This window comes from bacterium, assembly GCA_026416715.1.
Taxonomy (GTDB): domain Bacteria; phylum UBP4; class UBA4092; order JAOAEQ01; family JAOAEQ01; genus JAOAEQ01.
This window is the reverse complement of the sequence record JAOAEQ010000014.1, coordinates 1-25985: the sequence shown is the minus strand read 5'-3', so window position 1 is coordinate 25985 and position 25985 is coordinate 1. Positions and strand designations below refer to the sequence as shown.

Genomic DNA, 25985 nt, shown 5'->3' with positions numbered 1-25985 from the left:
ACTTCTGACATCTCACTTCTTGCTTCTTTTCATCTACATTTCCAATCCTTCAGAACTTTGTTCCCAAGCAGAAATAATATAACTCGTTAATTCTTTTAATCCCGGCTGTGTGGTCGTAACTTTGCCGATATTCCCTAACGATAGAACAATCGCTTTTCGTACTTCATCATAATCCGCTAATTTTGCGGTATGTGATAACGATTTAAGTAAATTTACCACTTCATAGGTTAAATCTTCAAAATCAGATGATTTTCCGACAAGTTCGCCAAGTTCGCCAAGACTTTTTGCAATCGCTTCACAACTGGCGGGTAATTTCCGTTTCAAACACTGGTCGCCAAGATTACCGAGATTGCGGAATAGCTGTTTGGTGACCGTAGTCCAATCTTTTTTATAACAGATTTCTTTGCCAAAACGGTTGAAAATCGCAATAATCCTATTCACCACAAAAGTACCATGTATCTTCGTTGCATCTTCGCCGATGTTAATCAACGCTTCATTGATCTGTTGAACGATAGCATACCGAGATGACTGGATTGCATTCAACCCGAGTTTTTCTAAATATCCGATAACGATAACCGGCGCATGCGGTTTCGTAATAAACGACCGGGCAATGGATTCAAACCGCTGAATAAGATGCTGTTTCGTTTGTTCATTCGGTAAATAGTCAATTAGATTCGCTAGACTTTCCAATCCCTTTTCAAAAGTATCATAATCATCTACTCGCTGGCTGCTGACCACTAGATAATCTATTTGGTTAATTTCCTCCGGTAATGATTCGGTTTCCGCGGACATATGCTGGATTTTTAACATAGCATATCGTTTAATTTTATCTAAATATTGTGCCGGTTTTAGATATTCTTTAACGAAAACAATATAGGGTATTAAGAGGAATAAACAGGTTGAAAGTAAACCAAATCCGAAACGGAGATGCCATTCAGAAACGTTTCCTTTAATATTCAACAGGGCATAAATTATGCTTACAATGAATAAAAACATATATCCAATCGTCCACTGCGAGAACAAAACATCTACGACTCGGGGCGAGTATTTTGAATTTAATATGCCGGCAAGAAGCGTCATGAAAAAAGTCAGAACAAAAGTTACTATCATCCCACTGGCATAAGCCGCAAACATCTGCGTCATCATTTGGAGGTTAGTAAAGGGAGCGATGAAAAGGATTATCCAGAGCAGGGCAATAAAAATAAGGGTTAATCCGAAAACGAAATTCGGGCTGGTGAGTCGAACCTCTTGAAAAAACGGTAGCAATCGAAACCGAACCAGTGGTTCCGCAGCGGATTGCGGTTCAGCAAGATTATTTTGATTCAAGGTATCCTTTTTGTTTTGGTTTGGTTCCATATCGATTGTAATTTATTTTACTGGCGGAGCGACCTGTTCAGGCGTAGAAATTGGTTCTTCGCCTGCCTGCGGCCGGTATGAAAAAATTATGCTACCAATTATTATGATAGCGACTAAAATTAAAAAAATTACGGTTAATGCACTCCGTAACGAAAACGAAATGGTTTTCCCAGCAAGTTTAGTTACCCAGATTTTCCCGCAATAAAATCCTATGAGAAAAATGATTATTGCAATAATTACCTGAAAAATCATATCATTATCTCCTTGCTTTGACCTTTTTAGTTCACCTTTAGTTGAGGATTATGATCGTTTAATCTTAAATCAACGAATGAGTCAAGTTATTTACAAGAACTACAATCCCCTCCAGAACAGGTCGAACAAGAAGCACTACTACTTCCCGACGCCTTGCTTTCTCCTGACGAATTTCCGCCTAACCCAAATCGAGATAGTAGCCGGCGAGTCTGGTTACTCTTACATTTCGGGCAGACAACTTCAGTTATATCGTGTTTAGATAAAATCAGCCGTTCAAATATTTTATGGCATTTTAAACATTGAAATTCATAAATTGGCATAATGATGACGTAACCTAATAATAAACTTGAAGTCCAAAACCAACAAAACGCTACGTTATTTTGTCTTTTATTCGTTAAAATATCTTGAATTTTCGATTATTTCGACATCAAAATCTATTAATTTAGCTTCATTTTTATCTAATTATCCTATGCTAGCAACCCATTCTTGTCAAGAGATAATATATATTATTTCATTTCTTCTTTTCTCGACTTGCATATCGTCTGTTATCTAATGTATACTTAAACAGAAATAACATTAATAGCCATTGACACCTAAACTTGTCCGTAGCGTAAACACTCGCAGTAGATACTACTATGGCGACGCAATTCGATATTTTAGTTACTCGCATCTTGAATCTATTAACCCCGCAAGAGGTGCTATCTGCATTAGGGATTGACCAGAAGCATCAGGCAACCTTTAATGGGAATTTGATGCGCGTGTTCTGTCCGATTCATAAAGATACCGTGGTTCGAAGTTTAGCAATAGATTTAGACCGCAAGCATTTCAAATGTTCGTATGTACCTTGTGCTGGATATAAGGGTGGCAACTTATTAGAGTTATATTCACTTGGTAAAAATATTCCCCTTATAGATAGTGTAACATTTTGGGCAACGAAACTCGGGATTGAAAAAGAAGCAGCGGAAATCGTTGGGGTTCAGAAAGAATCGGGAATAAGTACCGCGAGTGATGAATTAAATTATTTTCCAGCCGATTTGAAACAAATCAATCGGCTTGTTACTTTGGAAATGCGCCGTGCCGAACGACAAAAAAATAAGGTAACGTTGGTGCTCCTTGAAATCAATATTCAAAACATTGGATTACCTTCACAAGAATACTGGACGAAAAAAACGCTGATTGTTGAAATAGCGAATTGGTTACCGAAAATAGTTCGTGGGATTGATATTGTTGCACAATATTCTGATGAATTGATTCTATTGATTCTCCCGGATACAGACGAAAAAGGTGTTACTATCCTTCTACGAAAAATTAAAAAACAATTGACCAATGGCAGTTTCTCAACTTTACAGACGATGCCGATTGAAAATATCATCTTTAATTATAGTGTAACTACGTATGATGGACAAAAAGGGCGAACGCATAAAACCAGTAAATCATTGATTACCGAAGCCCTTCAGAAGAGACGGATGACGTTACGACTAGCGGAATCAAGTTAAACTTTACATTCCTGAAATGCTGGGATATGTTATGTCGAATATATCTTCCGAACCAGCACGTCAAGAACTGAAACGGCTGAATATTGAGTTCAGTTCCGCAACCTTTCTCTCATATCTTGAATCCGGAGAGGATAAGATTGTTTCATTATTTCTCGCTGCCGGAATAGACCCGAATACAACATCACCAGATGGTGTTCCAGCATTACATTTTGCGGTTAAACATGGAACAACCGATATCGTAGAACTTCTGCTAGAACATAAGGCTAATGTTAATGCGGTGGATAAACGGAACTGGACTGCGTTAATGCTCGCTGCAAAGCTCGGAAGAATAGAAATAGCGAAATTATTATTATCCCACGGGGCAAACCCCAATATTGCGACAACCGCGTTTGGATGGACTGCATTAATTTTTGCGGTGTATTATCAGCATCAGGAAATAGTTGAACTTCTTCTAGAAAGTGGAGCAAACGTTAACGCCGTAACTATATTTAATGAAACTGCGTTAATGTTTGCTGCTCGTAACGGGTTGCTGGATATAGCATCACTACTCATCAGAAAAAACGCTGACCTGAATGCGAAAGACCGATATGGATGGACTGCATTGAAATTCGCACAGAATAGGAACTATTCGGAACTCGTCAACTTACTAAAATCTGCTGGGGCGAAAGAATAACAAAGGAGAGACTGTATCCGAATAGTATTGATTTCAGGAAAATTATGGCTGATACTATAGATATTGAAGAAATTGGGCTGGAAGATGATTTGACTCCCTTAATGCGCGCATGCGATGAAGGAGACATTGACCAGGTTCTAACCTTATTAACACAAGGCGCAGACCCGAACGAACGGAATAAACGGAACTGGACTGCATTAATGTTTGCGGCGAAAAAGGGACGACCGCGTATCGCATATTTGCTCATTGACCATGGTGCGGATGTGAATGCGAAAACCGCAGCATTCGGCTGGACTCCGCTGATATTTGCGGCGCATTTCCGACATCCGGAAGTAGCGAAAGTGTTAATTGAGCACGGTGCGGATGTGAACGCTACCACGATTTTCAATGAGACAGCATTAATGTTTGCGGCAAAATCCGGAAATATCGAAACTGTTGATTTACTGATATCGCACGGTGCAGATTTGAATATTCGAGACCGATATGGACTCACCGCATTACAGTGTGCGGAGAATCGCGCTTTAACTGAAATCGTGCAACTCTTAAAGTTCGCTGGCGCGAAATGAATTTTGCTATTGTATGTACTTCTCGCGAAAAATTAACTGGTATTCTGATGGATAACCAAATGACGTAAATGAGATTGTGATGTTTTAAGACAAAAGCAAGGTTTTCTTGTCCTACTTTGGAATGCGGTAGCTTGCTTCGCTCGTTTTATCAAGCAAACCTTGATAAGTTTTGTGCTCTTCACATGATGATTCTTCCGAGGTTTTAACTTCTTAATAGAACTTATTTGGTAGTCTCAGCAGGTAGAGTTTCCAGATTATGTTTGGCGGGAACGAAGTTCGGGTCGAGAATAAGCGCTAATTGAAATTGCTCTCTAGCTTTTTCTACATCGCCGATTTGCCGATAGGCTAATCCGAGCGCATTAACCGCTTCTGGCGACTGCGGATTTAATGCTAATGCTTTCTGGAAGCTCGTTATTGCAGAATAATATTCCCCATTTTTATATTGACTCCATCCGAGTTGATATATTTCCAGAAATTCAGCGTTAAATTTCGGCTCTGGTGAAATTTGTTTCGTTTCAGCTTTCGGTTCAACGATTTTTTTGCCGTACACTGCGATGTCATCGAGATAAACAATCGTCGTTTCCGATAGATTGTTTGTCGGTGCGGGCAAACTGGCGCTAACCCGGATTTTCGGTTTCGGGTCTAGATTCGCGACATCTAACGCTACCGTCGCCCATTCGTTTCCATTAATCGTTATCGTCAACGTTTTCTGCGCTTGGTTAACGGTTAACTCTAGCCGATTCCATTGTTCCGCTGGAAAATATCGCGCAAACGGTTTATCTTTCAATTGAATCGAGCGATATTGTGTGCCGAACCTATATCTAACATTCGCTGAAGTTCCGACCACCGGCAACCGAATAATCTGGATTTCGAGTTTAATATGGCCGAACTCGATTTCTTGTGCTAGTAGCATTCCGGTATAGTAGATAGCGCATGATAGCGTGTATGGTTTGGTGAACTCAATCGGAATTGTCTCGGAGACGATTTCTGCCGGATTTATCAACCCTTGTTGCGGTTGCTGTTCGCGCGAAAATCGCAAACTATATGGTTTACTCACCGCGTTATCCTGCGATAAACGAACTAAATTATCTTCCGGATATTTTATTTTCCATCGGGTTAGTTTATTTGTATCAAAATTATCCAACCAAACCGGCGGCTCAGTTTCAGTCATCATTGTTCCCGCTGATTTTTCAATGAATAATCCACCACTTCTATGGGGGAGACTTGCAGACATCCAACTCAACGTTCCAGCTGAACAGAGCAACCCGATTAGAACTGGTCCGGTAAACTGCAGCTGCCGACCAGCAAACCCGAGTCTCGTTACGGTTTGTGTTCCCCGATGCGTTACGAACGTTATTCCTTCCTGTTCCAAAATTTGTTTTGCAGGTTCATACCATTCGGATAAAGGATATCCATCAACAATAATCTGCAGACATTGGTTAGCTTTTTCCGGCAGATGATAGTGCTGGAGATATATCTCTGCCATAGCCCATAGTGCATTATCCGCTTTCTCCGAATGCGGTTCGAACCGCAAAATTTTCTGATAGGTTTCCAGCGCTTTATCGAATTCTCTTCTCCGGGTATACGATTCTGCGATGAGGAACATACTTTCAGAATCAAGCGCAGTGTTTGGATACTGACTCTGCATCTGTTCATATAACGGCACCGCAACTGCAGTCCCCTGTTGAATTAGCACCTCTTTAATAGTTTTCTGATAATTTCGAATATTTTTCCACTGCTGAGAAGTATACGATACCGGATATCTCAACTGTTCATCAATTACCGGGCGCAATAACCGACTCCGCTGAAACCGGTACGTCTGGCGGAATAGAAGCATTACGCCTACTCCACATAAGAATCCGCCGATATGCGCAAAAAACGCTACACCGCCTTCTTGTGCGGTTGTTTGGGATAACCCGAAATAACCGAAAATAATCTGCTGTAAAAACCAGAATCCGAGCACTAACCAAGCGATAACCTTGAATCGACCGGTATATATCCGAAAATAGAATATAAAGAAATACCAGAATATGATTTTCGCCCGGGGAAATAGAACGAGATATGCACCGAGTACACCGGCAATAGCGCCGGAAGCGCCGATGTTCGGTATCTGCAGGTTGGTGGAGAACGCGGTCTGCAATCCATGTGCAACAACTCCGGAAGATAGATAAAACAGGAGAAATCGGATTTTCCCGAATTTCGCTTCAACATTATCGCCATAAATCCATAAATACAGCATGTTGCCAGCGAGATGGAAAATATCTCCATGGAGAAACATCGAAGTGAATACGGTTAAAAAATCAAATTGCGCTGGGATAAATCCGAATTGGGTTACAAACTCTTCATAATTTCCGCGAATCCAGCCGAAATAGATATATACAATAATATTAATTCCAATGAGACTATAGGTTACATACGGAACCTTTTCGCGCGGATTATCATCACCAATCGGAATAATCATAGTAAATCAATACCCAATGTTAAATGCCTAATATCAAATTACTTGCATTTAATGGTTGGAGAAAGTCAATCATTCTGTTTTTGGTTGGTTACCGGAGATGAACAAGAGCGGGTTAAAGCCGCTCTTGTTCATCTCCGGTATAGCTTCCTTGAAGATTACTATCCTAAACAGTATTGAAATCAGGTAGAAAAGTCAAAATAAACCGAAAAATTTAATTTCCCTCTTGTCTTTCTTGGGATTTGATAGAACGCGTAGTTTGTTTCCATGGCATCGGAGGTATAACTGCTTTGCGGGAGAATGGTCCGGTCAATAGAGCTTGCGCTAGTTTATTCGGTTGGTGTTTTGGGAATAAATTATTATAGGCAAAAAAGGTTATCCCCGGAGCACCGAGTTTCCGAACCAACTCAACTTGTTCGAGTAACTGGTCTGGGGTCATCGTTCGATGGACTCCTATACCCGGACACACAAACCGACCGAACGAATTTTTTAGATGTTCATCTACTTCAGCGGAAAAAATGCTATAGGTGGTAACATAACACATCGGGTTGGTCATATCAATGATTCCTTGCGCAAGCCAGGTTCTTCGGTCTTGAAAATATTTAGTATATCCGTTATCCCAGGTTCCTGCGACTGACCCAGAAACAGTTATCCGACCAGGTTTTACCTGATTCACTGCACGATATATTCTCCGAACTAATTCGGTTATTTGCGTTCGTTTCCATTCATTCCATAACGCTGGTAACTTATGCGGCGAGTCACCATAGGTTTCAGTGAACCGTTTAACCGATATCGGATTGAATGACCAATCTCCAACTTCTCCAGGATAGCGGATATAATCATAATGGATTCCATCAACATCATAGTTCTGAACAACCTCCAGATAAATATTGGTTAAATATTCCTGTACTTCTGGTACCCCAGGGTCTATGAACGTATACCAATACGACCACCAATCTTGCGGCCACATAACATTACCAGCACTATCCTGCATAAACCAATCTCGGTGTGTATTCCAGAGCTGATTGACATTTTCCGGCGGTGGAACGGTTTCTTTCCACGCTGGGAAGGTATTCATATATGCGTGAAGTTCAAGTCCGAGCGCATGCGCAGTATCAATTGCAGTCGCTAGCGGGTCCCAGCCAGGATCTTTTCCCAGCGATTTAACTGCTTCAGCAGTGCTGGTAGTCGAAGTTGAAGTGCTGGTTAATTCCCAAGCCCAGGGCTCATATTTCGATTTATAGAATACCGTCGCATTACCGCGAACTTGAAACAGAATTAGATTGAAGTTATAGTTATAAGCGTTGGTAATAATTTTATTTACATCATCTGCAGTTTTATAATTCATCCGGGTTACCCAGAGCGCTCGGATTTCGTGCTCAGGGTTAACGACCGGTTCAGACTTCATTGGTTTCACTTCTTGTGTCTCCCTTCGAGTGGTTTCACCGTAACATATTGAAAGACTAATCCAGCAGACGAGACAAAGTAACAGAGTAAATCGGGATTTTCGTTGCATGGAGATTTTCTCCTTATGGTAGATTTAGGTTAAATAAGTTAAATGGGTTAGATTAACCGCTTTGCAACCTTTACATTTTCTGTTGCGCGCATTTTGCGGTTTGTTTTTTCGTTCATCCGTTCCTTTTCTTTTGATTAGATTACGGTTTCACCGCTTCTGCAGTAAATGCTGAGAGTTCTACCGGTACCGTATCTAAAAACAAATCGACTCGCGTCGGTACACCACGAATGATTTGAACGTTAGGAACTGATACCGGTGCTAAAACGACCCCAGGCGGTGGATATGCAGTAACTGTATAAACTCCATACGGCACATCAAACATACAATAATACCCACAACCGTCAGTATACGTTGACCCGGAACCGTATGGACCGGTATAGGTTACCAGCGCTTTATATAACGATTTCCCGCTATAGAATTTATATGGTGCAAGATTGGAACCAACAACCCCTTTTAAGATACCACCCGGTGGATTCGATTTCCACGGCATCGCCGGTGTTGTTGTCGGTTTTGCAAACACCACCGTGGTTATGATTGAATAGAACCCCGGATTATCTATTGGAGCAGGCGTCTGTTGATGATAGGTAAAGCAGACCGTACCATGAGATTTCGCTGAATTCTGGCAATAGTTAATTTCGGTCATAATCGTTGCAGTTGTCTGCGAGTAGCAGGCTAACCCGACGTAGTTATGCCGACCATATGCTTTTGCCGTATCAGTTGAAAACCAGACGTTGGTCGTAAAAGTCGAATTGAATCCGGTATATACTTCTGGGACGAACGCATCGATATAATGGTTTTTTAACCAATCAATCCAATCGGAAAAACCGCTCGCATACGCTGCGCTCGAAGTATACGGAATCATACTCCCAGAAGCGACAGGCGATTTCGACCATTTAATATGCGGTTTGATAGTTAATGATTCCGCATATACACGCCGGACAAAACTGGTTACTTCTTGTCGGCGCCAGTTACCATGATTTGCGTCATTGGTTGATGGATAATATCCAAATTCTGTTGAGAACCGACTAATCGCTATCGTATTATATCCCCAGCTACTCCCTTGATAGAAATAATCATCGGTATGAATTCCGTCAACGTCGTAATTCCGAATCGCATCCATCCAGACTTTGATATGATAATCTTGATTATCCGGTATAGCTGGATTAGTGAACATCATATTATTTACCAGAGTCGTTCCACTATACGTCTGATCAATCCATTCCGGATGGAGATAAAATAGATGCATTGTAGTATCAGTAGGCGGCATATCGGTTCGATAATCGCGATAGGGGTTCATCCAGAGATGTACCTCGATATACGGCTTTCCGCCGGAGGTATCATGCGCATAGGCGACACAAGCCGATATCGCATCGAACGTCGTATTTGCGCCTAACGCAGACGATTTCGGTTCATATGCGGAATCGTAATAAGCATCACCGGCAACCCGCCCGTGGACGATTATCGCATTATAATTCGCCATTCGCGCGGTATCAATCATTGCGGTTACTTCTTGAATACTTCGTAGACCCATAACATTAATTCCGTGTGCCCAGAATGCACGGAATTCTCCGCCTTCCCTAGCCGGTAACGGAGAATAGGTCGTGAACCGAACCGCATCCGCTGCAACGACACGACCGTTCGATTCCGGCGCGAGATTGGTTAACTCGACATATCCCGTTGTTCCGCTATCAAACGCAAATACACCTAAATCAAACCAATGTCCGCCGAGAAATTTCCCATGCGCATATTGTGGCACAATCACCGGCTCGTAGCCAGTCTTATGATACACAGTAAACTTCGCATCTTTCGCTAAGGTTTGCCCGAGAATTTCTGATGGATAACATACTTCAACCTGATAGATACCATTTGCTGGAAGATGCGGTCGCCAAATTGCAGTTCTGGTAGCTAATCCGGACGTAACCGCGCTGACATATCGCGCCGTAGTACTGTAGAAATACTGCGGTGAAGTGCTTACCGACCAACTGCCAGTTATTTTAAATTGGTTATTATAATGCAAGCTATCATCAACAATAATGGTCGTTATCGCTTCAAACATAACTGCATCTGCACCGACCCAGTATGAACCAGCAGAGGTTCGCGTTGCGTTCGTCAATTCAACATATCCGGTTGTCCCGGAAGCGAAACTGAAACATCCTAAATAGAACCAGCCGCCATAGTTTACTGTCTGGTTGACATAAAATGTTTCATTTCCACCGGAATAATAGATGCGATACCGCGCATCGAGAACGCGGTTTGTCGTCGCCGGATACCAAACATAAACATTATATTTTTTACTATCAGGCAATGTCGGTCGCCATCGAGCGGTTGCGTTTGAAAGATTATTGTTTACCGTAGTCGCTAGTCGATAGTTCGATGCCCATTGTCCATATGCGGTTGCTAGCGACCATGCACCGAAATAACTAAATCCAGAATCTAAATTATCAACAATAATCCCGGTTCGCGTGACGGAATCGATTGCAATTGGTGGCGGAGATGACGGAGCGGTAACGCGGATATAATTCGTTTTTATCGTGGTACTCGTTCCGGCAGAATTTGAAACAATGAGTTTAACGGTATAATAGGTTATTGCTGAAACTGTTGAATAAGTGTGTTGTGGATTTTGAACAGTGCTCGTAGTTCCGTCACCAAAATCCCAAAACCATGATGTCGGATTGTTTAACGAGTTATCGGTAAATGAAACGGTTAATGGAGTTTGCCCAGTCGTCGGGGTACCGGTAAACGCTGCAACTGGCGTAACGGGTGCATCTGCCCAAACCCATTTAACCGCATCAGCATATACCCGATAATTACCAATCGGTCCCGGACGGCCGCTTACGTACGTGCTCGTTACTTCAACTCGACCGCTAGTACCGCTAGCAAAATTGTAAGTTCCTAGCGGAATCCAGATATTTGCATTGCTAGGAGTCGATTGACCATACCCATCCTGTAACAAATCTTGAATCGCTGTCCCGCCAGAATAATAGATAGTATGCCGAACAGTAGATGCATTTCCAAGATTCCAACTTACAAAAACTTGATAGTTACCCGCAGTATTAATATATGGGCGAAATACCGCAGTATCCCTATCATTTGGATACGTTTGCAAGTTAACAAACCGTGAGAGAATACCTGGGGTTAATCCTTCAGCAGTACTTTTGCTCGTACTATCAAACCATCGGCTACCTACTTCGTAATAATATGAACGGTTCAACCCACCGATACCACTTTCTACAATAATATCTGCTCCTGCAATTGTGATTAAACATAATAGGGAAACTATAACAGATACTTTAGTTATAATAGCTACTTTCATCTTGTTATCCTTTCGGTTTTCAATAGACTCCTTTATTCTATATAATAATATCATAGATAAATACGATTGCAAAACGGATATTTGTAAAAATAAACGAGTTCGATTATGCGGATACACCGGCAATAATCCAGTTGATTTTGGGTTCATTATGACTGATGAACAATATATGCGAGAAGCGATTGAACTAGCGCAATCCGCAGCGGAATTAAACGAAGTGCCAGTTGGCGCAGTGGTCGTATATCAAGGTCAGATAATCAGCCGAGCGAATAATGCGAATATTACTACTACCGACGCTACTGCCCATGCGGAACTGCTTGCGATTCGGGAAGCGTGTCAGAAGCTGAATCAGAAACGATTAGATGGCGCATGGATTTACGTCACGAAAGAGCCTTGTCCGATGTGCGCTGGGGCGATGGTACTTGCGCATATTGAACGATTGATATTTGGAGTCAGCGACCCGAAATCCGGCGCTGCTGGCTCGGTGGTTAATCTCGTCAATCATCCGCACCTGAACCATCGGATTGCAATAACCAGCGGAATTTTGGAATCCGAATGCCGAGAATTACTCCAACAATTCTTTAAAAAATTGAGAAAAGAAAAGTAAGGTTATTAGAAAATCGAGAAACCAGTGGTTTTTCTTAGTTTCCTCGATTCCTAATACTTATTCTCTATGCTGAAATATCTTAAAACCAAGAGCGTTCCGAAGAAGAAATCTAAAAAGAAAAATAGATATGTACAATATATTCTCCTTGGGTTTCTATGGGTAGTAGTTGTGCCGATATTGGTTTTTTTTATTCAAGTCGTGCCGTTCTTAAATAATCGCTGGCTCGAATTGGTTTTCTATAACGCGTTAGTAACCTATTTTATTTTCCCGATATTAAGTCTTATTATCCTTTTTGGCGGTCCTACAGGACTAGTTATTTTTATCGTTTCGTTGTTCCAGAAACTTCAGCGGAATTTGCTCCGGACAGTCGGGTTGATGTTACTGCTGAATTTTATCTTTTGTTATGGAGCAGGGAAGCTGGTAGTGCAGATACGAAATACGAGATTGCTTACTACCGCAAAACTCGTTCAACCGATAATTACTGCATTGGAGCAGTATCATACTGAATTCGGAAAATATCCGAGTTCGATAACGGATTTGGTTCCGAAATATCTTGACCAGATTCCAACTATCCCGATGGTGGGATATCCGGTTTTAGAATATGAAAAGCTAGAATACGTTTCCGGCATGATGCAAAAGCCTGTTCGGGAAGAAAGTAAAAATAAATGGGTTCGATTTGAAACCGGCGGATATGAACTGCGGTTAATGCCGCCGCTTGGCAGTCATCATTTCGACCGATTCGTCTATTGGCCTAGAAAATTTTATCCGAAATATATGTATGGCGGAACTGCGGAAACAATTGGTGATTGGGTATTTATCCAAGAGTAGAACGTTAATACCATGGTTCATGCTTTTTTGAATTGGTCTAGATAGAATGGGAAGAGAGCGAAAAAAACAGTGTTTTATCTACTGTCCGAACTGTGAATTTCGTGGGAAAGCGGAACAGGTTCGTTCAGGGTTTAAGGTTTTTCTGGAAGTAGTATTATTTTTCTGTTTAATTATCCCGTGGGTTATCTATAAACGATTCTATCCGCAAAAATTGCAATGTCCCAAATGCGGAAATACTCGCGTTAACCGTTTAGCTTCCTACTATACCAAAGAATGTCCGTATTGCCAGAAGAAAGTAACTAGCCGTGACCCGATATGTCCGCAATGTGGCAGAACCTTATCTGCGATGGAACGATACGGCAGAATGCGAGCGACGTATACAAAACAGACGAGATGGAAATAGCAAATTGCTAGGTAAATAGTTAAATAAATTAAATGGTTAAATAAAACCATGGCGTTCTTTACGAGAAATGCTTTTTTAATTCTTGCCTTATTCAGTTCTTTCGTTTACGCTGGACGAAGTCGAAGAGTTATTCGTTTCTCTACTAAAGTTTTTTGAATACCTTATGACTCGCTCGGATAGTTTTCTCGATATCCTGTTCGGTATGTGCTGCGGAAACAAATCCGGCTTCAAACTGCGATGGCGCAAAATAGATTCCCGATTCGAGCATCAGATGGAAATATTTTGCATACCGTTTAGTGTCCGATAATTTGGCGGTTGCATAGTCATAGACAGGTTGCTCAGTGAAAAAACCGCAGAACATTGACCCGATCGAAACGGAAAAAAGCGGTACCCTGGTTTTTTTTGCAGCTTCCTGAATTCCAGCAGATAACAGTTTCGTTCGCTTTTCTAACTGTTGATATACCTTCATCTGTGCAGCGAGTTTGAGCATAGCGATTCCTGCAGCGACGGATATCGGGTTGCCGGATAATGTTCCTGCTTGATATACCGGACCAAGCGGGGCGACGAGATCCATAATTTCTTTTCTTCCGCCATACACGCCGATTGGCAGACCACCGCCGATAATCTTGCCTAACGTCGTTAAATCCGGATTAATATTATAAACCGATTGCGCGCCGCCATACGCGACCCGAAATCCGGTCATCACTTCATCAAAAATTAATACGGCATCATATTGCGTGCATAAATCTCTTAATCCGGGCAGAAAACCTTCTTGCGGTAGCACGACTCCCATATTTCCGCAAACTGGTTCAACGATAATGCCAGCAATCTGTTTCCCGAGTTTACGAAACACTTTTTTAACCGCATTCAAATCGTTATAGGGTAATGAAATCGTATGTTTTGCAAAATCTGCAGGGACGCCAGCAGAATCGGGAATACCAAGTGTCATTGCGCCTGACCCTGCTTGAACCAGTAGACTATCTCCATGCCCATGATAGCAGCCGTCAAATTTAATAATGATATTTCGTTTCGTGAACCCACGAGCGACTCGAATTGCACTCATCGTCGCTTCAGTCCCAGAATTAACCAATCGAATCTTTTCCATAGATGGAAACGCTTTTCGAATCAGTTGAACCAACTCAGTCTCCTGTGCAGTTGGAATTCCAAAACTTGTTCCTTTTTCAACTGCGGATTGAACAGATGTAACGATTGATGGATGCGCATGACCGAATAATAATGCGCCCCAAGAACAGACATAATCGAGATACCTATTCCCATCTACGTCCCAGATATATGCACCTTTCCCGTGGGTAACAAAAAAGGGGGTTCCTCCAACTCCACGAAATGCGCGAACCGGACTGTTCACTCCACCAACTAGATACTTTTGTGCATTGGCAAAAAGCTGGTTTGATTTCGTATGGTTCATAAAAAATATTCCTTTTTAATAGTATAAAACATATATATAAAATATTATATAAGTTTTTCCAATGCGATTATAGATAATCACAACAATTTTGACCAGTAAAGCATAAAGCGAAAAAATGATATTTTCTAAACCGGAAAATATGGACAGCGATAATTTTCCTAAATTAAACTAGCGTTTATTCCTACAGTGAAGGCAAATCAAACTAGATTGATTTGATTAGATGGAGAGTGGTAGTTTCGACGGTATGTTGTGCATCCCGAGTTAACATGAAATTGCCATAATAGCGATATGCTGTATCAACTTCATACCCACCTTCATCGAAGGCTTTTCGTGTTGGAATATATCCGACAACATGGTTCGCATATCCGATAATCAATGTTGGTGCTCCAGCCTCTTTTTTAATATTTAGCCCGATTTCGCAGAATACTTCTGCGCCGATTCCTACCAGAATCAACTCACCGAGTTTAATCACCTGGATTTCTAGCGGAACAGTTTGCGATACTTTCCCTCGTTTAAGTAAATTGAGTGTTTCTTCCGCCCAACTAACCATTGCGGAATTAACCCGCTGGTTCATTGACTCAGCTTGCGGGATAAGCGCAGCTTTTTCGCGGAAAATATCAAGTTCATATTCCAGCCCGGCAATGGTTGGAATTTTAAGTTCTAATTCTGCATCCTGACTTATTGCGGAGAATGCCATAGCATCATTCGTTGATATCGAATCGAGCACTTCAATTGCTCGCTTGCCGATAATTTCACCTAATCGGTAAACATCGTCCCAGGTTCCGCCACGTATGACCGGATTAATATTCCCACAAGCGCCATTGAAGAATACTACCAGCGGTTCATTCGGATATCGTGACGAGATATAATCGCAAACTGCACCGGGATAATCCGCACTAATATAGCGGTTTTTTTCCGCTAGCACTACTGGATGACAGGTATAATTTATAATAATCGCAAGCGGTTCGCCAGTAATCAGGTCGAGTTTAATCACACCGAGCGATTTATCTACGATATTCGGTTTTAAGGTGGTATCTTTTTTGGTGCGTCGGTCGAGATTAATATCCGCTGTCCCGATTCCGAACCCGAGGTTGACTGGTTCCATTGAGTTTGCTGCGGCTATAATCGTATTACTAATCTGCTGTTCGAGTTTCGCAAGCCAATCTTTATCCACAGTACCGCAGTTTCGTAAAAATACCGTTGCTGGACCGGAATGGGTATGCGTGCAGGCGATGAGGATATTCTGAAGAGGGATTTGGCTCTGGTGATTTACTGCCTGACGAATAGCGGCTACGGATTCGCGAGAGAGTGCTAATAAATCGCAGGAAACAAGAGCAAGTTTGGTGTTTCCATCAGCAAGAACAATTGCTTTCGCAAATAACGGGTCGTGGATTCCCACCGACGGTTGCTGTCGTCCGATATATCCCGTTAATTCGATTCCGACCGGCGGAGTTATATCAGTTTTTGCTACCCCAGCGAGTACCATCAAACGGTTCCCCAATCAATGAAGTTGACTAAATCCCCAGCGTAGATTATACTTGATTTTATATATATTTGTCTATAAAAAAATGGTTGCAGACGGTTTATTTCGGATGCAAACAGGTATTCAGCATTTGTCTGAATCAGGTTGGATCCGTTTACATCGTTTTTCCATTGAATAATGACCGATAATAAATGCTACGAATATATAGATCATACTGCGGATATTGGGATTCGCGGATTTGGAAAATCTTTCCTAGAAGCGTTAGTTAATGTCGCGAAAGGAATGTTTGCAGCAATCCATGATATGAAATATGTTGAAACGGCCGAGTCACACCCGATAGATATTTCCGCAGGTACTAGAGAAGATTTAGTAGTCCACTTTTTGAATTATCTCCTCTATTTACACGACGCGAAAACTTTTATACCGAAAGAATATCAGCTTGAGTTACCCGCGCCGAATCGAATTCTAGGAACGCTGCACGGAGAAAAGTTTAATCCGGAAAAGCATTATATTTTTGATGAAATTAAAGCGGTAACCTATCATCAGTTGCTGATAGAACAGAAGGATAACGAATGGATAATTCAAGTTATTTGCGATTTATAACCTGGCATTTGCTAACGCTTTGGAAGTGGATATCGAATATTGACACAAAGATATAGTTCTTACCGTGGAGAATGCAGCGTTTGTAGCGGGTAATTCAAATGTTATAAAACAAGGTGGTCTTTTCACGAACCTTACGAACGCTACAGTCAAATTTGTATCAGGTTTAATTTTTGATGGATAAACGAGCGATAACGAAACTTATTTTGCTAATTCTGGGACTAGTTCTGCTGGTCATTTTATTCCGAGCGACCGGATTAAGCAACTATTTTAATGTTACCTCTCTCCAGAAATATATCGCTTCGTTCGGTATTTGGTCGCCAATCATGTTCCTGCTAATTTCCACGATTCGACCATTGACCTTATTCCCCGGAACCATCCTGACTATCGTTGCAGGGTTATTATTCGGCATCTTCTGGGGAACGATTTATGCAACACTCGGTGCGACGTTTAGTGCGATGTTTGCGTTCGGATTAGCGCGTAAACTCGGTAGAGAAGCAGTAATCAGGTTCATTCCCGGTAGAATGACACAGTTTGATGAGAAAGTTGCAACCCATGGATTTTGGGTTATCCTGATATTACGGCTTGTCCCGGTTATTATCCCGTCTTTTTATGCGGTAAATTTCGCTGCCGGATTATCCAAAATTCGATTCTGGGATTTCACATTCGGCACTGCGCTCGGTTTAATTCCAGGGACCTTATTTCTCGTTGCAGTTACAGCAGCGATTACCACACCCAAGTCACCGCAATTTTGGATTCCCATCCTACTCTGGATTCTTTTCCTGATTGTCGCTTTAAGTTATCTAAATCAGAAAAGAAAACAGGGCTGGACTTTATTCCAATCATAGCGTTATAAAAAGAAAATGCTAGAAACAAATAAAATTATTTATTCCTAGCATTTATTATAATTATTGGAATAGTTTTATCTAGCGGTTATTCCGACCTAATACAAGTTACTGGACAGCTAGCAACCGCGTCTTTTACCGCTGCTTCTTCACTGGCATCCGGCTGTTTTAGCACATGGGCTAATCCGTCATCACCCATTACAAATACTGTTACGCAAATCTGTTCGCATAGTCCACATCCGGTACATTGAGATTCATCTATGTTAACGACCATTGTCTACCCTCCTTTCAAAATCAAATCCGGTATAAACCTAACCGCAGAACACGCAAAAATCGCAGATTATGTTGATTCATTTTATAAAGTGAATCTCTGCGACTGTTTCGTTCTTCTACGTGGTCAAGACTATAATCGTTTGCGATATTCGAATTTACCCTATATATTATATACCAGGAAACAGCGATTCTACTTTAATTTTTATCGCTGATACTAAATCCGAATAACTTGTTTGTCCGGAAAGCACGGAACGATATAACTCAAAAAAGGTCGGATTCGATTTAAATAAATGATAACTTAACGCAGGAACCCGATATACTGCGTTTGCAATCCATTGCGCTATTCGCAGTTCTTTTCCAATTTCACTCCGCACCCTGGTTTCATATTCTGCTAACGATTCGGATTGACCAGATAAGATTGCATGGAGCGTTTGCGCTGCGAGGTGTCCGCTTTGTATCGCATAATAAATTCCTTCACCGAGAAATGGGTCAACAACCGCTGCGGCATCCCCGACTAATATCGTTCGTGAACTCCATCGTGAAATATTATCTTCTTGATAGAGCGGAATGAGATGAACAGACGTGTTATCCGGTTTGAAATCTTTAACCACCACCTGAGATTGAATAAACTGAGTAAAATAAGCTCGAGCAGGTTTAAGTTTATCACGGTCGCCAGCGATTCCAATACTCCATTGAGTCTTTTTCGGGAAAGACCAACCGTATCCTCGAGGGATGGTTCCGAAATGGATATAAATTGCTTCCGTTGCATGGTGGTCTTGCATCCGGAGATATTGCGAGTCGAGTTCCGTGGTTAATCCAATCCAATATTGCGGGTTATTCTTTTGGAACACTGGTAGACTGCGGGCAACGATGCTTTTAGCGCCATCAGCTCCGATTAAATATCGCGCTTGATAACTGCGAATAGGTGTGGTTACTACGACTTTATCGGAATCTTCGCTAACCGTGCGTATCGGTTCTGCAGGATGGATTTCCGTTCCTGCGTCAAGCGCTTTTTGAACCAGATAATAATCAAATTTGCGCCGGTCAATGAGAAACGCAATCGGTTGCTCGGAATGGAATCGTTGAATATCCTCTTCTTTATAAGACAGGATAAGGTCATATACGGTGGTTTCAATCAAATTATACCAGTCAGCGAAAGGTAAGACTTTTTCGATTTTTAATGATAATCCGCCGGCACAGGGTTTATATCTCGGCAAATGCTGTTTATCAAACGCCAGAACCTTATGTCCCGCTCGACTCAGCGCATAGGACGCAGTTGCCCCTGCGGGTCCAAGCCCGACGACGATTACGTCATACAACATATGAACTCAATACTAAATGTTCAATGAGCAGTTTTCAATTGAAAATGAATATTGAATATTCAATGTTCTTGATACGTATCCTGTTTACTGACTACTGACCACTGTTTCCTACGGCTTTAAGTTTGGTTTCGGTAGATACTTTTTCAGATATTTATATTCCAATGTTCGAGGTGTAGTTCTTTTCTTCACACAGAGTGCTGCGGCAATACCGGCTGCTTCTCCGAACGCATAGCAGTTCGATTGAATCCGAATAGATGATTGCGCTTCAAATGTTGCGGAAATACATCGTCCAGCAACTAATAAATTATCGATTTTTAACGGAACAAGACAGCGATAGGGCACCTCATGATACTGGTTCGGTTGCAGCTGATAATGGAATTTCGTACCCGACCCTTTCGGATTATGGATATCAACCGGATAATTATTTCTCGCAACCGGGTCAGGGAATTTTCGTGCGTTAACAATATCGTCTATGGTTAACAAATATTCCCCTTTAATTCTCCGGCTTTCTCGAACGCCAACCATCGGTGCCGTGAACACGATATAGGCATTTTCAAATCCGGGAAAATATTTCTTCATAAACGCTAGCAACCGTCGGATTTTCTTACGTCCTTCAATTTGTGCATAGGTTAAATCAGTTACATCATATCCTTTAACCCGTTGGCTGATTCGCGGACAGTTGAACGCAAGTTCGTTCGGTCGTCCTGGAACCGAGAATAACTGGAAATAATCGCCATCGCTCCGTTCGAGGATTCCTTCTTGAACCCCGCGTTCGAAATAGGGGACTAACGCCCAATTCGTTCCCCAGACAGATGCGGTATGCAGATGGGTCGGCTGTTGTTCGAACGCTCTATCCGGTGCAATTTTGTTGAGAAACTCACAGAATTTAACGAGATTAATATTCCCAAGATGAAAACGAAGCGACATCGCTTGATTCATCCCATCTTCTTCACGCCCAGCAGAATAGGGAACGCCGGCACGAACCGCAATATCCGCATCGCCAGTACAGTCAACCACCTGTTTCGCTACAATCGCTTGTCGACCGGATTTGCTCTCAACAACTACTCCTTTAATTTTGCCGTTTTCAACAATCGCATCTGACGCAAAAGTATGAAATCGAACTTGAACGTTAGCTTCAGTCACGAAATCATCTAGGACGTATTTCAGCATTTCCGCATTAAACCGGCCGTTATTATCCCCGCCAGTATCTCCGGTTAGTTTAAGCCGATCCATTATTTCCATCCCAATCCCAGGATTGAGTTGAACTCCGTTAACTTGATTATGCATCATCGGGGTGACTAACGCACCAGTTTGGGTTCCGCCGAGGAACCCAAACTGTTCGATAATCAAAGTGTTAACTTTCATCCTACCAGCAGCGATGCCTGCAACTGCACCAGCGGTTCCTCCGCCGACTATGAGAACATCTACTTCTTCAACTACCGGTATCTTTCGCTTTTTTTCAGTGATATATTTCATATCCATTGCTCCTATGATAAATCCTAATTAGATATCGTTACAAAATATTATATCACGCAGACAAGAGGAGGGTTAACTTACAAAGTGCAAAGGTTAAAACAGGCTTGCTCTATCCTTTATTTTATCGGGAGAAAGCTGTGCTCTACCTGCTTGAAATAAAAGGAATAAAAAAACCGGAGGTTCTGATTCAAGACCAGAACTCCGGTTGCGGACAGTAAAGAAATAGAAAATGAACCGGTTAATTTCCCCAGTTCCACCAGATATTCAATCCATCTTCTTCATCCCAATCACGTTGCGGGCGGATAGACGAAATTCGGCGATACGCATCTTCATCCTGATACCAGTTAATCGCTTCTTCATTTTCCGTTTCGTCAGCTAAATCAGAATACGGAATAAATTCCTCTTTCCGAATAACCTTATTCCGTTTAAACGCTCGTCCTTTTTTCCGAGCTGGGGTAGTAGAAGAAGTAGAAGTTGTTGGTTTAGTTTTTGCCATAAAATCCACCTACTTTCTATATAAAAACCTTATTAAAAAAAATGCATAACTTATGCCAAAACAGGACTAAATCGGTATTATTTCATCCAGTGTTGTTTTTGTTAGGGTTATGGTTGTAAGGAGCAGAGAGTCTCAGTTACCCTATCAACCTAATATGAAAAAATGGCACATTTTGGTTACATTTTTTATGTAAAAGTGTGCAAAAATATTCGCAGTTGGCTATATAAAGACGCAAAAGGAAATAATCGGATTCAAAAAAATCGTATTTTCTTGTAAACCGACCGATTTTATGTATAGCTCTATATTTATCAACTATGTATTTAAATATAGAATTCGGATAACAAGCGGAGGAGAGTGGGAATTGCTCAAAGCAATACCCACTCTCCTCCTCGGACGCACTCATTTTGACTCCGTTAGACTCCAAGTAAATTTCATCATGTATAGGATTGATTTGCCAAGCATTGCTTTTTCGAGCCAGCTTTTGAGCTGAGGTGGGGATATTTTGATTTATCAGGTTTTATTTCAGTTTTGGAGTTAAAATAGAAAGCTTTTCCGTAGCACCACGGTTTATGCAAGCATAATAATCATCAGAGTACGACTTGTATATAATATCAGGTAAATTATCTTGGTTAATATCTTTAACAATAAATATCGTCCCTTGATGTCCTAACCCTATTCTATCGCTGCGTTTTCTCAATGTAAAACTAAATGCAAAATTTCCCTTTCCATCGTTATATAAAATATCAATTCTATTATCTCCGGGGTCACCAAGAATTAGGTCGATTTTACCATCCTGATTCATATCTGCGCAGGCAATGCAGGTAAATCCAGAGGTTCCAAGTTGCATACGACGAGCTTTTTTTTCTTTATCGGTTCCGATACTGAATATAATTTCTGTATCCAAACCGTTTGCATAAGCGCGGTCGAGAATTCCATCACCATTAAAATCCGCTTCACAATACCTTGTGGAATCGGATGCCATCAAAGTTTCTACTTTTTTAAATTCAGCTATTTCATCTTCAGACATTGTATAAGGTGTAGGTTTATGAAAATTCATAATCGGTTTCGGATGCGTCAGATAATAAAAAATGCCAACAAGTCCTACAACAATCATACCTATCATGCAAACAGGGATAACCCACAATAGTAAATTTATTGTTTTCTTCTGCATTTTAAATTTCCCCGTGAAATGAACATTGATATTAACAACGTAGACGGAGCGGACATTTAAGATTGATTAACATTTACGTTTGCTCATCTGGCATAATCGTTATGGAACGATATGGGTTCCGGCTTTTCCGTCTACGGCATCGGCTAACGATTCAGGATTGGTGATAATTGCTTCTCGACCACCCTGTTCTAAGAAACGAATTACTGCCTGAACTTTCGGAAGCATACTACCAGGCGCAAACTGGTTCTCTTTGATATATTGTTTCATTTCAGCAACGGTAACCCGATTTAACGCTTGTTGGTTCGATTTACCATAATTCAAATAGACTAACGGAACTGAGGTCGAAATAATAAATAAATCCGCATGGAGTTTTGATGCTAATAAGCTCGAAGCGTAGTCTTTATCAATAACCGCATCGAGTCCTTTGAGGTTCCCGTCGCTCTCGCGAACGACAGGAATCCCACCCCCGCCAACACAGACAACACAATATCCATCACGCGCGAGCCGTTCAATAAGTTCCAGTTCAACTATTTCCAATGGTTCCGGAGAAGGAACAACTCTGCGGTATCCTCGGCCAGCATCGTTCATTAAAGTCCAATCCGGATGTTCGACCCGGATTTTATTCGCTTGCTCTTCGGTATAAAACTCGCCAATCGGTTTAGTCGGGTTAGTGAACGCTGGGTCATCTTGAGCGACAATTATTTGCGTAACAATCGTAGCGGATAGCTTGTGCAATCCTCGTCTATGAAATTCATTATCCATCGCCTGCTGTATCTGGTATCCGAGCGCACCTTGCGTATCAGCATTACAACTTACTAACGGAACCCGATGTAAACCAGCTACTTCATACGCAATTTCCGACCGACGCAATATCCAGCCGACTTGCGGACCATTGCCGTGGGTGATAATAGGATTATAGCCCCGTTCAGCTAATTCCGCAATATGTCTAGCAGTCTCACAGACCGCTGCATACTGGTCGGACACTTCGAGATGAGAGGGGTCACGAATCAACGAATTCCCGCCAATCGCAATCACTGCTAATTGCATAGGATTTCCTACCTACAATTTAGGAGTCAGTGGGCAATAATAAATAACCACAACTAACTGACAAACAGTCCGATTGCATGTATTCTTTTGAAAAGGGATTTTTCCGCTATTAACCCAACGCGTGCATTAAATCTTCTTCTAAATCTAACTTGTTTTCTATACCTACCGACAGCCGAATCAAATTATCTTTGATCCCTCGTTTCAGCCGTTCTTGTCGGGATAGAGACCCGTGGGTCATTTTCGGCGGATAGCAAACCAGCGATTCTACTCCACCGAGACTTTCTGCGAGAATAAAAATTTTAAGCTTCGAAACGAATTGTTCTACGGCGTTATATCCACCTTTAATTTCGAAACTAATCATTCCGCCGAATCCGGTCATTTGTTTCTTTGCAATTGCATAGTCCGGAGAATTCGGTAATCCAGGATAATAGACTTGTTCTACTTTCGGATGCTGCGCTAGAACCTTTGCAAGATATAGAGCGTTCTGTTCATGTTCACGCATACGAACCGCTAAAGTTTTGATGCCACGGAGAACTAACCAGCAATCAAATGGTCCCGGAACCGCTCCGGCAGCATTCTGATAAAACTTGAGCGCGTGATATACTTCTTCATTAGACGTTACCACTGCTCCGCCAATAATATCGCTATGTCCGCCTAAATACTTGGTAGTACTATGGACAACGATATCTGCACCGAGTTCTAGCGGTCGCTGGAAATATGGACTCGCGAACGTATTATCAACGACGATAAGCAGATTATGTTCCTTAGCAATTTTAGCTACTGCCGTTATATCAATTATTTTCAATAATGGATTGGTCGGAGTTTCGAGCCAAATCATTTTCGTATTCTTTTGAATCGAACGAGCAAACGAATCAATATCATTTCCGTCGGCATAGGTTACCGATATACCCCAAGGTTTATAAACTTTCTCTAGCAGCCGATAGGTTCCGCCATACAAATCATTACAGACAATCAGATGTGAATCAGGAAGCAGAAGTTGAATCACGGCATTAATCGCTGCCATACCGGAAGCAAACGCTAATCCATACGTTCCGTTCTCTAACGCCGCTATGGACGTTTCTAACGCGGTGCGCGTTGGGTTCCCGGTTCGAGAATATTCATATCCTCTATCTTTTCCAATAGCATCAAGTTGGAAGTTTGATGTCTGATATATCGGAACGACCACAGCACCGGTTTTCGCGTCCGGTTCCTGCCCACGATGGATTGCGATGGTTTCAAAGTGCATAATGGCTTCCTCCGTTAACATTTTAATTGTGGTTATTATATCAAACGGTTCAGTGGTCTAGATACTAACTATTGTATCCTACATCTCAGCAAGCGTGGTTCCCTTTGGTTTATTCGATAGCGTAAAACTATCGTTTTATTTTATGATAAGCATTGAATTAATTCAGACGAAATAATTTATTCCTAATTAATCTAAAATTAATCTGACTTATAGTAAACTAATTGATATTATTATGCGCATTCTCTTGATTGAAGATAATAAAGCTTTAGTGAAAAGCCTGAAAAAGGGACTAGAAGAAGAAACCTTTGCGGTCGATGTCGCTTATGACGGCGAAGAAGGTTTATTTCTTGCAGAAAATAATCCTTACGACATTATTATTTTAGATTTAATGTTACCAAAACTTGATGGAATAACATTGCTGCAAAGATTACGTCGACAAAAAATTCAAACCCATATTCTCGTTTTAACCGCGCGGGATGCGCCAGATGAAAAGGTTAGAGGACTTGACGCCGGAGCCGATGATTATTTAACCAAACCATTTCATTATGATGAACTACTTGCCCGGCTTCGTGCACTTCTCCGTCGGGAATATCAAAAGAAAGAACCGATATTAACTATCGGCGACTTGAAACTCAATACCCGATCGCATCAGGTATGGCGAAATACAAAAGAGATTATCTTGCAACCGAAAGAATATGCGGTATTGGAATATCTTGCATATCATCAGAATGAGATTGTCAGTCGAACCCAGCTTTGGGAACATCTTTATGACTGGCAAGATGAATCTACCAGCAATATCATTGATGTTTATATAAACCATCTGAGGAATAAAATTGATAAAGATTTCCCAAACAAAATGATTATCACCATCCGCGGAGAAGGATATATGCTGAAAGGCGAATAAACCTATGCATTCGTTACGATTAAAACTTATCGGCTGGTTTCTACTTGTGTTGTTTATCGTTATTGTGAGCTTTAGTCTATTGCTCTATTTCAGCAAACAACGGTCGTTATATAACAGCTTTGACAGCGAATTGCTGGCGAAAGCAGTACTACTAAGCAATAATTTGGAAATAGAGCAGGGTAAAATCGTTTTAAAAACTGAGTCACAAGATTTTGTGGGTGCTGCTATCCC

General features: G+C 41.5%; 25 protein-coding genes. 10 read left to right on the top strand and 15 right to left on the bottom strand.

Features of this window, described 5'->3' with window-relative positions:
* Positions 1 to 33: 33 nt before the first annotated feature.
* The 3 genes from N3A72_07310 to N3A72_07300 all read right to left on the bottom strand — a co-directional run bounded on the left by N3A72_07310 (position 34) and on the right by N3A72_07300 (position 1928).
* Complete coding sequence (locus N3A72_07310) at positions 34 to 1356, bottom strand: hypothetical protein (protein ID MCX7919403.1); 1323 nt, start codon at positions 1354 to 1356, stop codon at positions 34 to 36.
* A gap of 12 nt (positions 1357 to 1368) precedes the next feature.
* Positions 1369 to 1608 carry a hypothetical protein gene (locus N3A72_07305; GenBank protein MCX7919402.1) on the bottom strand — a complete coding sequence of 80 codons (240 nt, stop codon included), beginning with the start codon at positions 1606 to 1608 and terminating at the stop codon, positions 1369 to 1371.
* An 86-nt stretch (positions 1609 to 1694) separates the two neighbouring features.
* Complete coding sequence (locus N3A72_07300) at positions 1695 to 1928, bottom strand: zinc ribbon domain-containing protein (GenBank protein MCX7919401.1); 234 nt, start codon at positions 1926 to 1928, stop codon at positions 1695 to 1697.
* Between the two features lie 315 nt (positions 1929 to 2243).
* On the opposite strand from N3A72_07300, the gene N3A72_07295 reads away from it, so the two are divergent.
* Genes N3A72_07295 through N3A72_07285 form a run of 3 tightly spaced genes read left to right on the top strand, consistent with a single transcriptional unit; the run spans position 2244 to position 4343 of the window.
* Complete coding sequence (locus tag N3A72_07295; protein ID MCX7919400.1) at positions 2244 to 3104, top strand: hypothetical protein; 861 nt, start codon at positions 2244 to 2246, stop codon at positions 3102 to 3104.
* A gap of 31 nt (positions 3105 to 3135) precedes the next feature.
* Positions 3136 to 3777 carry an ankyrin repeat domain-containing protein gene (locus tag N3A72_07290; protein MCX7919399.1) on the top strand — a complete coding sequence of 214 codons (642 nt, stop codon included), beginning with the start codon at positions 3136 to 3138 and terminating at the stop codon, positions 3775 to 3777.
* A 44-nt stretch (positions 3778 to 3821) separates the two neighbouring features.
* Positions 3822 to 4343 (top strand): ankyrin repeat domain-containing protein, encoded by a 522-nt coding sequence (locus N3A72_07285; protein MCX7919398.1) that lies wholly within the window; start codon positions 3822 to 3824, stop codon positions 4341 to 4343.
* Between the two features lie 220 nt (positions 4344 to 4563).
* Here N3A72_07285 and N3A72_07280 read toward each other — a convergent pair whose 3' ends face one another.
* The 3 genes from N3A72_07280 to N3A72_07270 all read right to left on the bottom strand — a co-directional run bounded on the left by N3A72_07280 (position 4564) and on the right by N3A72_07270 (position 11630).
* Complete coding sequence (locus N3A72_07280; protein ID MCX7919397.1) at positions 4564 to 6804, bottom strand: rhomboid family intramembrane serine protease; 2241 nt, start codon at positions 6802 to 6804, stop codon at positions 4564 to 4566.
* Positions 6805 to 7015: 211 nt separating this feature from the next.
* Positions 7016 to 8317: a family 10 glycosylhydrolase gene (locus tag N3A72_07275; protein ID MCX7919396.1), complete on the bottom strand. Its 1302-nt coding sequence runs from the start codon at positions 8315 to 8317 to the stop codon at positions 7016 to 7018.
* Between the two features lie 139 nt (positions 8318 to 8456).
* The gene (locus N3A72_07270; GenBank protein ID MCX7919395.1) at positions 8457 to 11630 is read right to left on the bottom strand and encodes a family 10 glycosylhydrolase; all 3174 of its coding nucleotides are present in this window, start codon (positions 11628 to 11630) and stop codon (positions 8457 to 8459) included.
* A 148-nt stretch (positions 11631 to 11778) separates the two neighbouring features.
* On the opposite strand from N3A72_07270, the gene tadA reads away from it, so the two are divergent.
* The 3 genes from tadA to N3A72_07255 all read left to right on the top strand — a co-directional run bounded on the left by tadA (position 11779) and on the right by N3A72_07255 (position 13465).
* Positions 11779 to 12234, top strand: a complete 456-nt coding sequence (tadA, locus tag N3A72_07265; protein ID MCX7919394.1) for a tRNA adenosine(34) deaminase TadA — start codon at positions 11779 to 11781, stop codon at positions 12232 to 12234.
* 66 nt (positions 12235 to 12300) lie between these two features.
* On the top strand, positions 12301 to 13062 hold the full coding sequence (locus N3A72_07260) for a hypothetical protein (protein MCX7919393.1): 762 nt from the start codon (positions 12301 to 12303) through the stop codon (positions 13060 to 13062).
* 46 nt (positions 13063 to 13108) lie between these two features.
* A complete protein-coding gene (locus tag N3A72_07255) occupies positions 13109 to 13465 on the top strand; it encodes a zinc ribbon domain-containing protein (protein ID MCX7919392.1) in 357 nt (118 codons plus the stop codon).
* Between the two features lie 142 nt (positions 13466 to 13607).
* On the opposite strand, the gene hemL is transcribed toward N3A72_07255, so the two are convergent.
* Positions 13608 to 14891 carry a glutamate-1-semialdehyde 2,1-aminomutase gene (gene hemL / locus N3A72_07250; GenBank protein ID MCX7919391.1) on the bottom strand — a complete coding sequence of 428 codons (1284 nt, stop codon included), beginning with the start codon at positions 14889 to 14891 and terminating at the stop codon, positions 13608 to 13610.
* Between the two features lie 202 nt (positions 14892 to 15093).
* The gene (locus N3A72_07245; GenBank protein MCX7919390.1) at positions 15094 to 16377 is read right to left on the bottom strand and encodes a neutral/alkaline non-lysosomal ceramidase N-terminal domain-containing protein; all 1284 of its coding nucleotides are present in this window, start codon (positions 16375 to 16377) and stop codon (positions 15094 to 15096) included.
* A 174-nt stretch (positions 16378 to 16551) separates the two neighbouring features.
* On the opposite strand from N3A72_07245, the gene N3A72_07240 reads away from it, so the two are divergent.
* Both N3A72_07240 and N3A72_07235 read left to right on the top strand, forming a co-directional pair.
* A complete protein-coding gene (locus N3A72_07240; protein ID MCX7919389.1) occupies positions 16552 to 16977 on the top strand; it encodes an archease in 426 nt (141 codons plus the stop codon).
* A gap of 173 nt (positions 16978 to 17150) precedes the next feature.
* Positions 17151 to 17822 carry a TVP38/TMEM64 family protein gene (locus N3A72_07235; GenBank protein ID MCX7919388.1) on the top strand — a complete coding sequence of 224 codons (672 nt, stop codon included), beginning with the start codon at positions 17151 to 17153 and terminating at the stop codon, positions 17820 to 17822.
* Between the two features lie 85 nt (positions 17823 to 17907).
* Here N3A72_07235 and N3A72_07230 read toward each other — a convergent pair whose 3' ends face one another.
* From N3A72_07230 to N3A72_07200, 7 genes are all read right to left on the bottom strand, one after another.
* Entirely contained in the window at positions 17908 to 18093 is a 186-nt protein-coding gene (locus tag N3A72_07230; GenBank protein MCX7919387.1) for a ferredoxin, read from the bottom strand.
* 166 nt (positions 18094 to 18259) lie between these two features.
* Positions 18260 to 19414, bottom strand: a complete 1155-nt coding sequence (locus N3A72_07225; protein ID MCX7919386.1) for an NAD(P)/FAD-dependent oxidoreductase — start codon at positions 19412 to 19414, stop codon at positions 18260 to 18262.
* Positions 19415 to 19522: 108 nt separating this feature from the next.
* Positions 19523 to 20890 (bottom strand): FAD-dependent oxidoreductase, encoded by a 1368-nt coding sequence (locus N3A72_07220; protein MCX7919385.1) that lies wholly within the window; start codon positions 20888 to 20890, stop codon positions 19523 to 19525.
* Between the two features lie 238 nt (positions 20891 to 21128).
* Complete coding sequence (locus N3A72_07215) at positions 21129 to 21386, bottom strand: hypothetical protein (GenBank protein MCX7919384.1); 258 nt, start codon at positions 21384 to 21386, stop codon at positions 21129 to 21131.
* Between the two features lie 517 nt (positions 21387 to 21903).
* Positions 21904 to 22557 (bottom strand): VCBS repeat-containing protein, encoded by a 654-nt coding sequence (locus N3A72_07210; protein MCX7919383.1) that lies wholly within the window; start codon positions 22555 to 22557, stop codon positions 21904 to 21906.
* 99 nt (positions 22558 to 22656) lie between these two features.
* On the bottom strand, positions 22657 to 23604 hold the full coding sequence (gene arcC, locus N3A72_07205; GenBank protein ID MCX7919382.1) for a carbamate kinase: 948 nt from the start codon (positions 23602 to 23604) through the stop codon (positions 22657 to 22659).
* Positions 23605 to 23713: 109 nt separating this feature from the next.
* The gene (locus N3A72_07200) at positions 23714 to 24871 is read right to left on the bottom strand and encodes a cystathionine gamma-synthase (GenBank protein ID MCX7919381.1); all 1158 of its coding nucleotides are present in this window, start codon (positions 24869 to 24871) and stop codon (positions 23714 to 23716) included.
* A gap of 211 nt (positions 24872 to 25082) precedes the next feature.
* Here N3A72_07200 and N3A72_07195 point away from each other — a divergent pair, with 211 nt between their 5' ends.
* Both N3A72_07195 and N3A72_07190 read left to right on the top strand, forming a co-directional pair.
* On the top strand, positions 25083 to 25754 hold the full coding sequence (locus N3A72_07195; protein MCX7919380.1) for a response regulator transcription factor: 672 nt from the start codon (positions 25083 to 25085) through the stop codon (positions 25752 to 25754).
* 4 nt (positions 25755 to 25758) lie between these two features.
* On the top strand, positions 25759 to 25985 hold a 227-nt coding region (locus N3A72_07190; GenBank protein MCX7919379.1), incomplete at its 3' end, for a hypothetical protein.

Bases quoted from the DNA above. Each gene is read 5' to 3' on its own strand.
- N3A72_07310 (MCX7919403.1), bottom strand. From the start codon at position 1,356: ATGGAACCAAACCAAAACAAAAAGGATACCTTGAATCAAAATAATCTT.
- N3A72_07305 (MCX7919402.1), bottom strand. From the start codon at position 1,608: ATGATTTTTCAGGTAATTATTGCAATAATCATTTTTCTCATAGGATTT.
- N3A72_07300 (MCX7919401.1), bottom strand. From the start codon at position 1,928: ATGCCAATTTATGAATTTCAATGTTTAAAATGCCATAAAATATTTGAA.
- N3A72_07295 (MCX7919400.1), top strand. From the start codon at position 2,244: ATGGCGACGCAATTCGATATTTTAGTTACTCGCATCTTGAATCTATTA.
- N3A72_07290 (MCX7919399.1), top strand. From the start codon at position 3,136: ATGTCGAATATATCTTCCGAACCAGCACGTCAAGAACTGAAACGGCTG.
- N3A72_07285 (MCX7919398.1), top strand. From the start codon at position 3,822: ATGGCTGATACTATAGATATTGAAGAAATTGGGCTGGAAGATGATTTG.
- N3A72_07280 (MCX7919397.1), bottom strand. From the start codon at position 6,804: ATGATTATTCCGATTGGTGATGATAATCCGCGCGAAAAGGTTCCGTAT.
- N3A72_07275 (MCX7919396.1), bottom strand. From the start codon at position 8,317: ATGCAACGAAAATCCCGATTTACTCTGTTACTTTGTCTCGTCTGCTGG.
- N3A72_07270 (MCX7919395.1), bottom strand. From the start codon at position 11,630: ATGAAAGTAGCTATTATAACTAAAGTATCTGTTATAGTTTCCCTATTA.
- tadA (MCX7919394.1), top strand. From the start codon at position 11,779: ATGACTGATGAACAATATATGCGAGAAGCGATTGAACTAGCGCAATCC.
- N3A72_07260 (MCX7919393.1), top strand. From the start codon at position 12,301: ATGCTGAAATATCTTAAAACCAAGAGCGTTCCGAAGAAGAAATCTAAA.
- N3A72_07255 (MCX7919392.1), top strand. From the start codon at position 13,109: ATGGGAAGAGAGCGAAAAAAACAGTGTTTTATCTACTGTCCGAACTGT.
- hemL (MCX7919391.1), bottom strand. From the start codon at position 14,891: ATGAACCATACGAAATCAAACCAGCTTTTTGCCAATGCACAAAAGTAT.
- N3A72_07245 (MCX7919390.1), bottom strand. From the start codon at position 16,377: ATGGTACTCGCTGGGGTAGCAAAAACTGATATAACTCCGCCGGTCGGA.
- N3A72_07240 (MCX7919389.1), top strand. From the start codon at position 16,552: ATGACCGATAATAAATGCTACGAATATATAGATCATACTGCGGATATT.
- N3A72_07235 (MCX7919388.1), top strand. From the start codon at position 17,151: ATGGATAAACGAGCGATAACGAAACTTATTTTGCTAATTCTGGGACTA.
- N3A72_07230 (MCX7919387.1), bottom strand. From the start codon at position 18,093: ATGGTCGTTAACATAGATGAATCTCAATGTACCGGATGTGGACTATGC.
- N3A72_07225 (MCX7919386.1), bottom strand. From the start codon at position 19,414: ATGTTGTATGACGTAATCGTCGTCGGGCTTGGACCCGCAGGGGCAACT.
- N3A72_07220 (MCX7919385.1), bottom strand. From the start codon at position 20,890: ATGAAATATATCACTGAAAAAAAGCGAAAGATACCGGTAGTTGAAGAA.
- N3A72_07215 (MCX7919384.1), bottom strand. From the start codon at position 21,386: ATGGCAAAAACTAAACCAACAACTTCTACTTCTTCTACTACCCCAGCT.
- N3A72_07210 (MCX7919383.1), bottom strand. From the start codon at position 22,557: ATGCAGAAGAAAACAATAAATTTACTATTGTGGGTTATCCCTGTTTGC.
- arcC (MCX7919382.1), bottom strand. From the start codon at position 23,604: ATGCAATTAGCAGTGATTGCGATTGGCGGGAATTCGTTGATTCGTGAC.
- N3A72_07200 (MCX7919381.1), bottom strand. From the start codon at position 24,871: ATGTTAACGGAGGAAGCCATTATGCACTTTGAAACCATCGCAATCCAT.
- N3A72_07195 (MCX7919380.1), top strand. From the start codon at position 25,083: ATGCGCATTCTCTTGATTGAAGATAATAAAGCTTTAGTGAAAAGCCTG.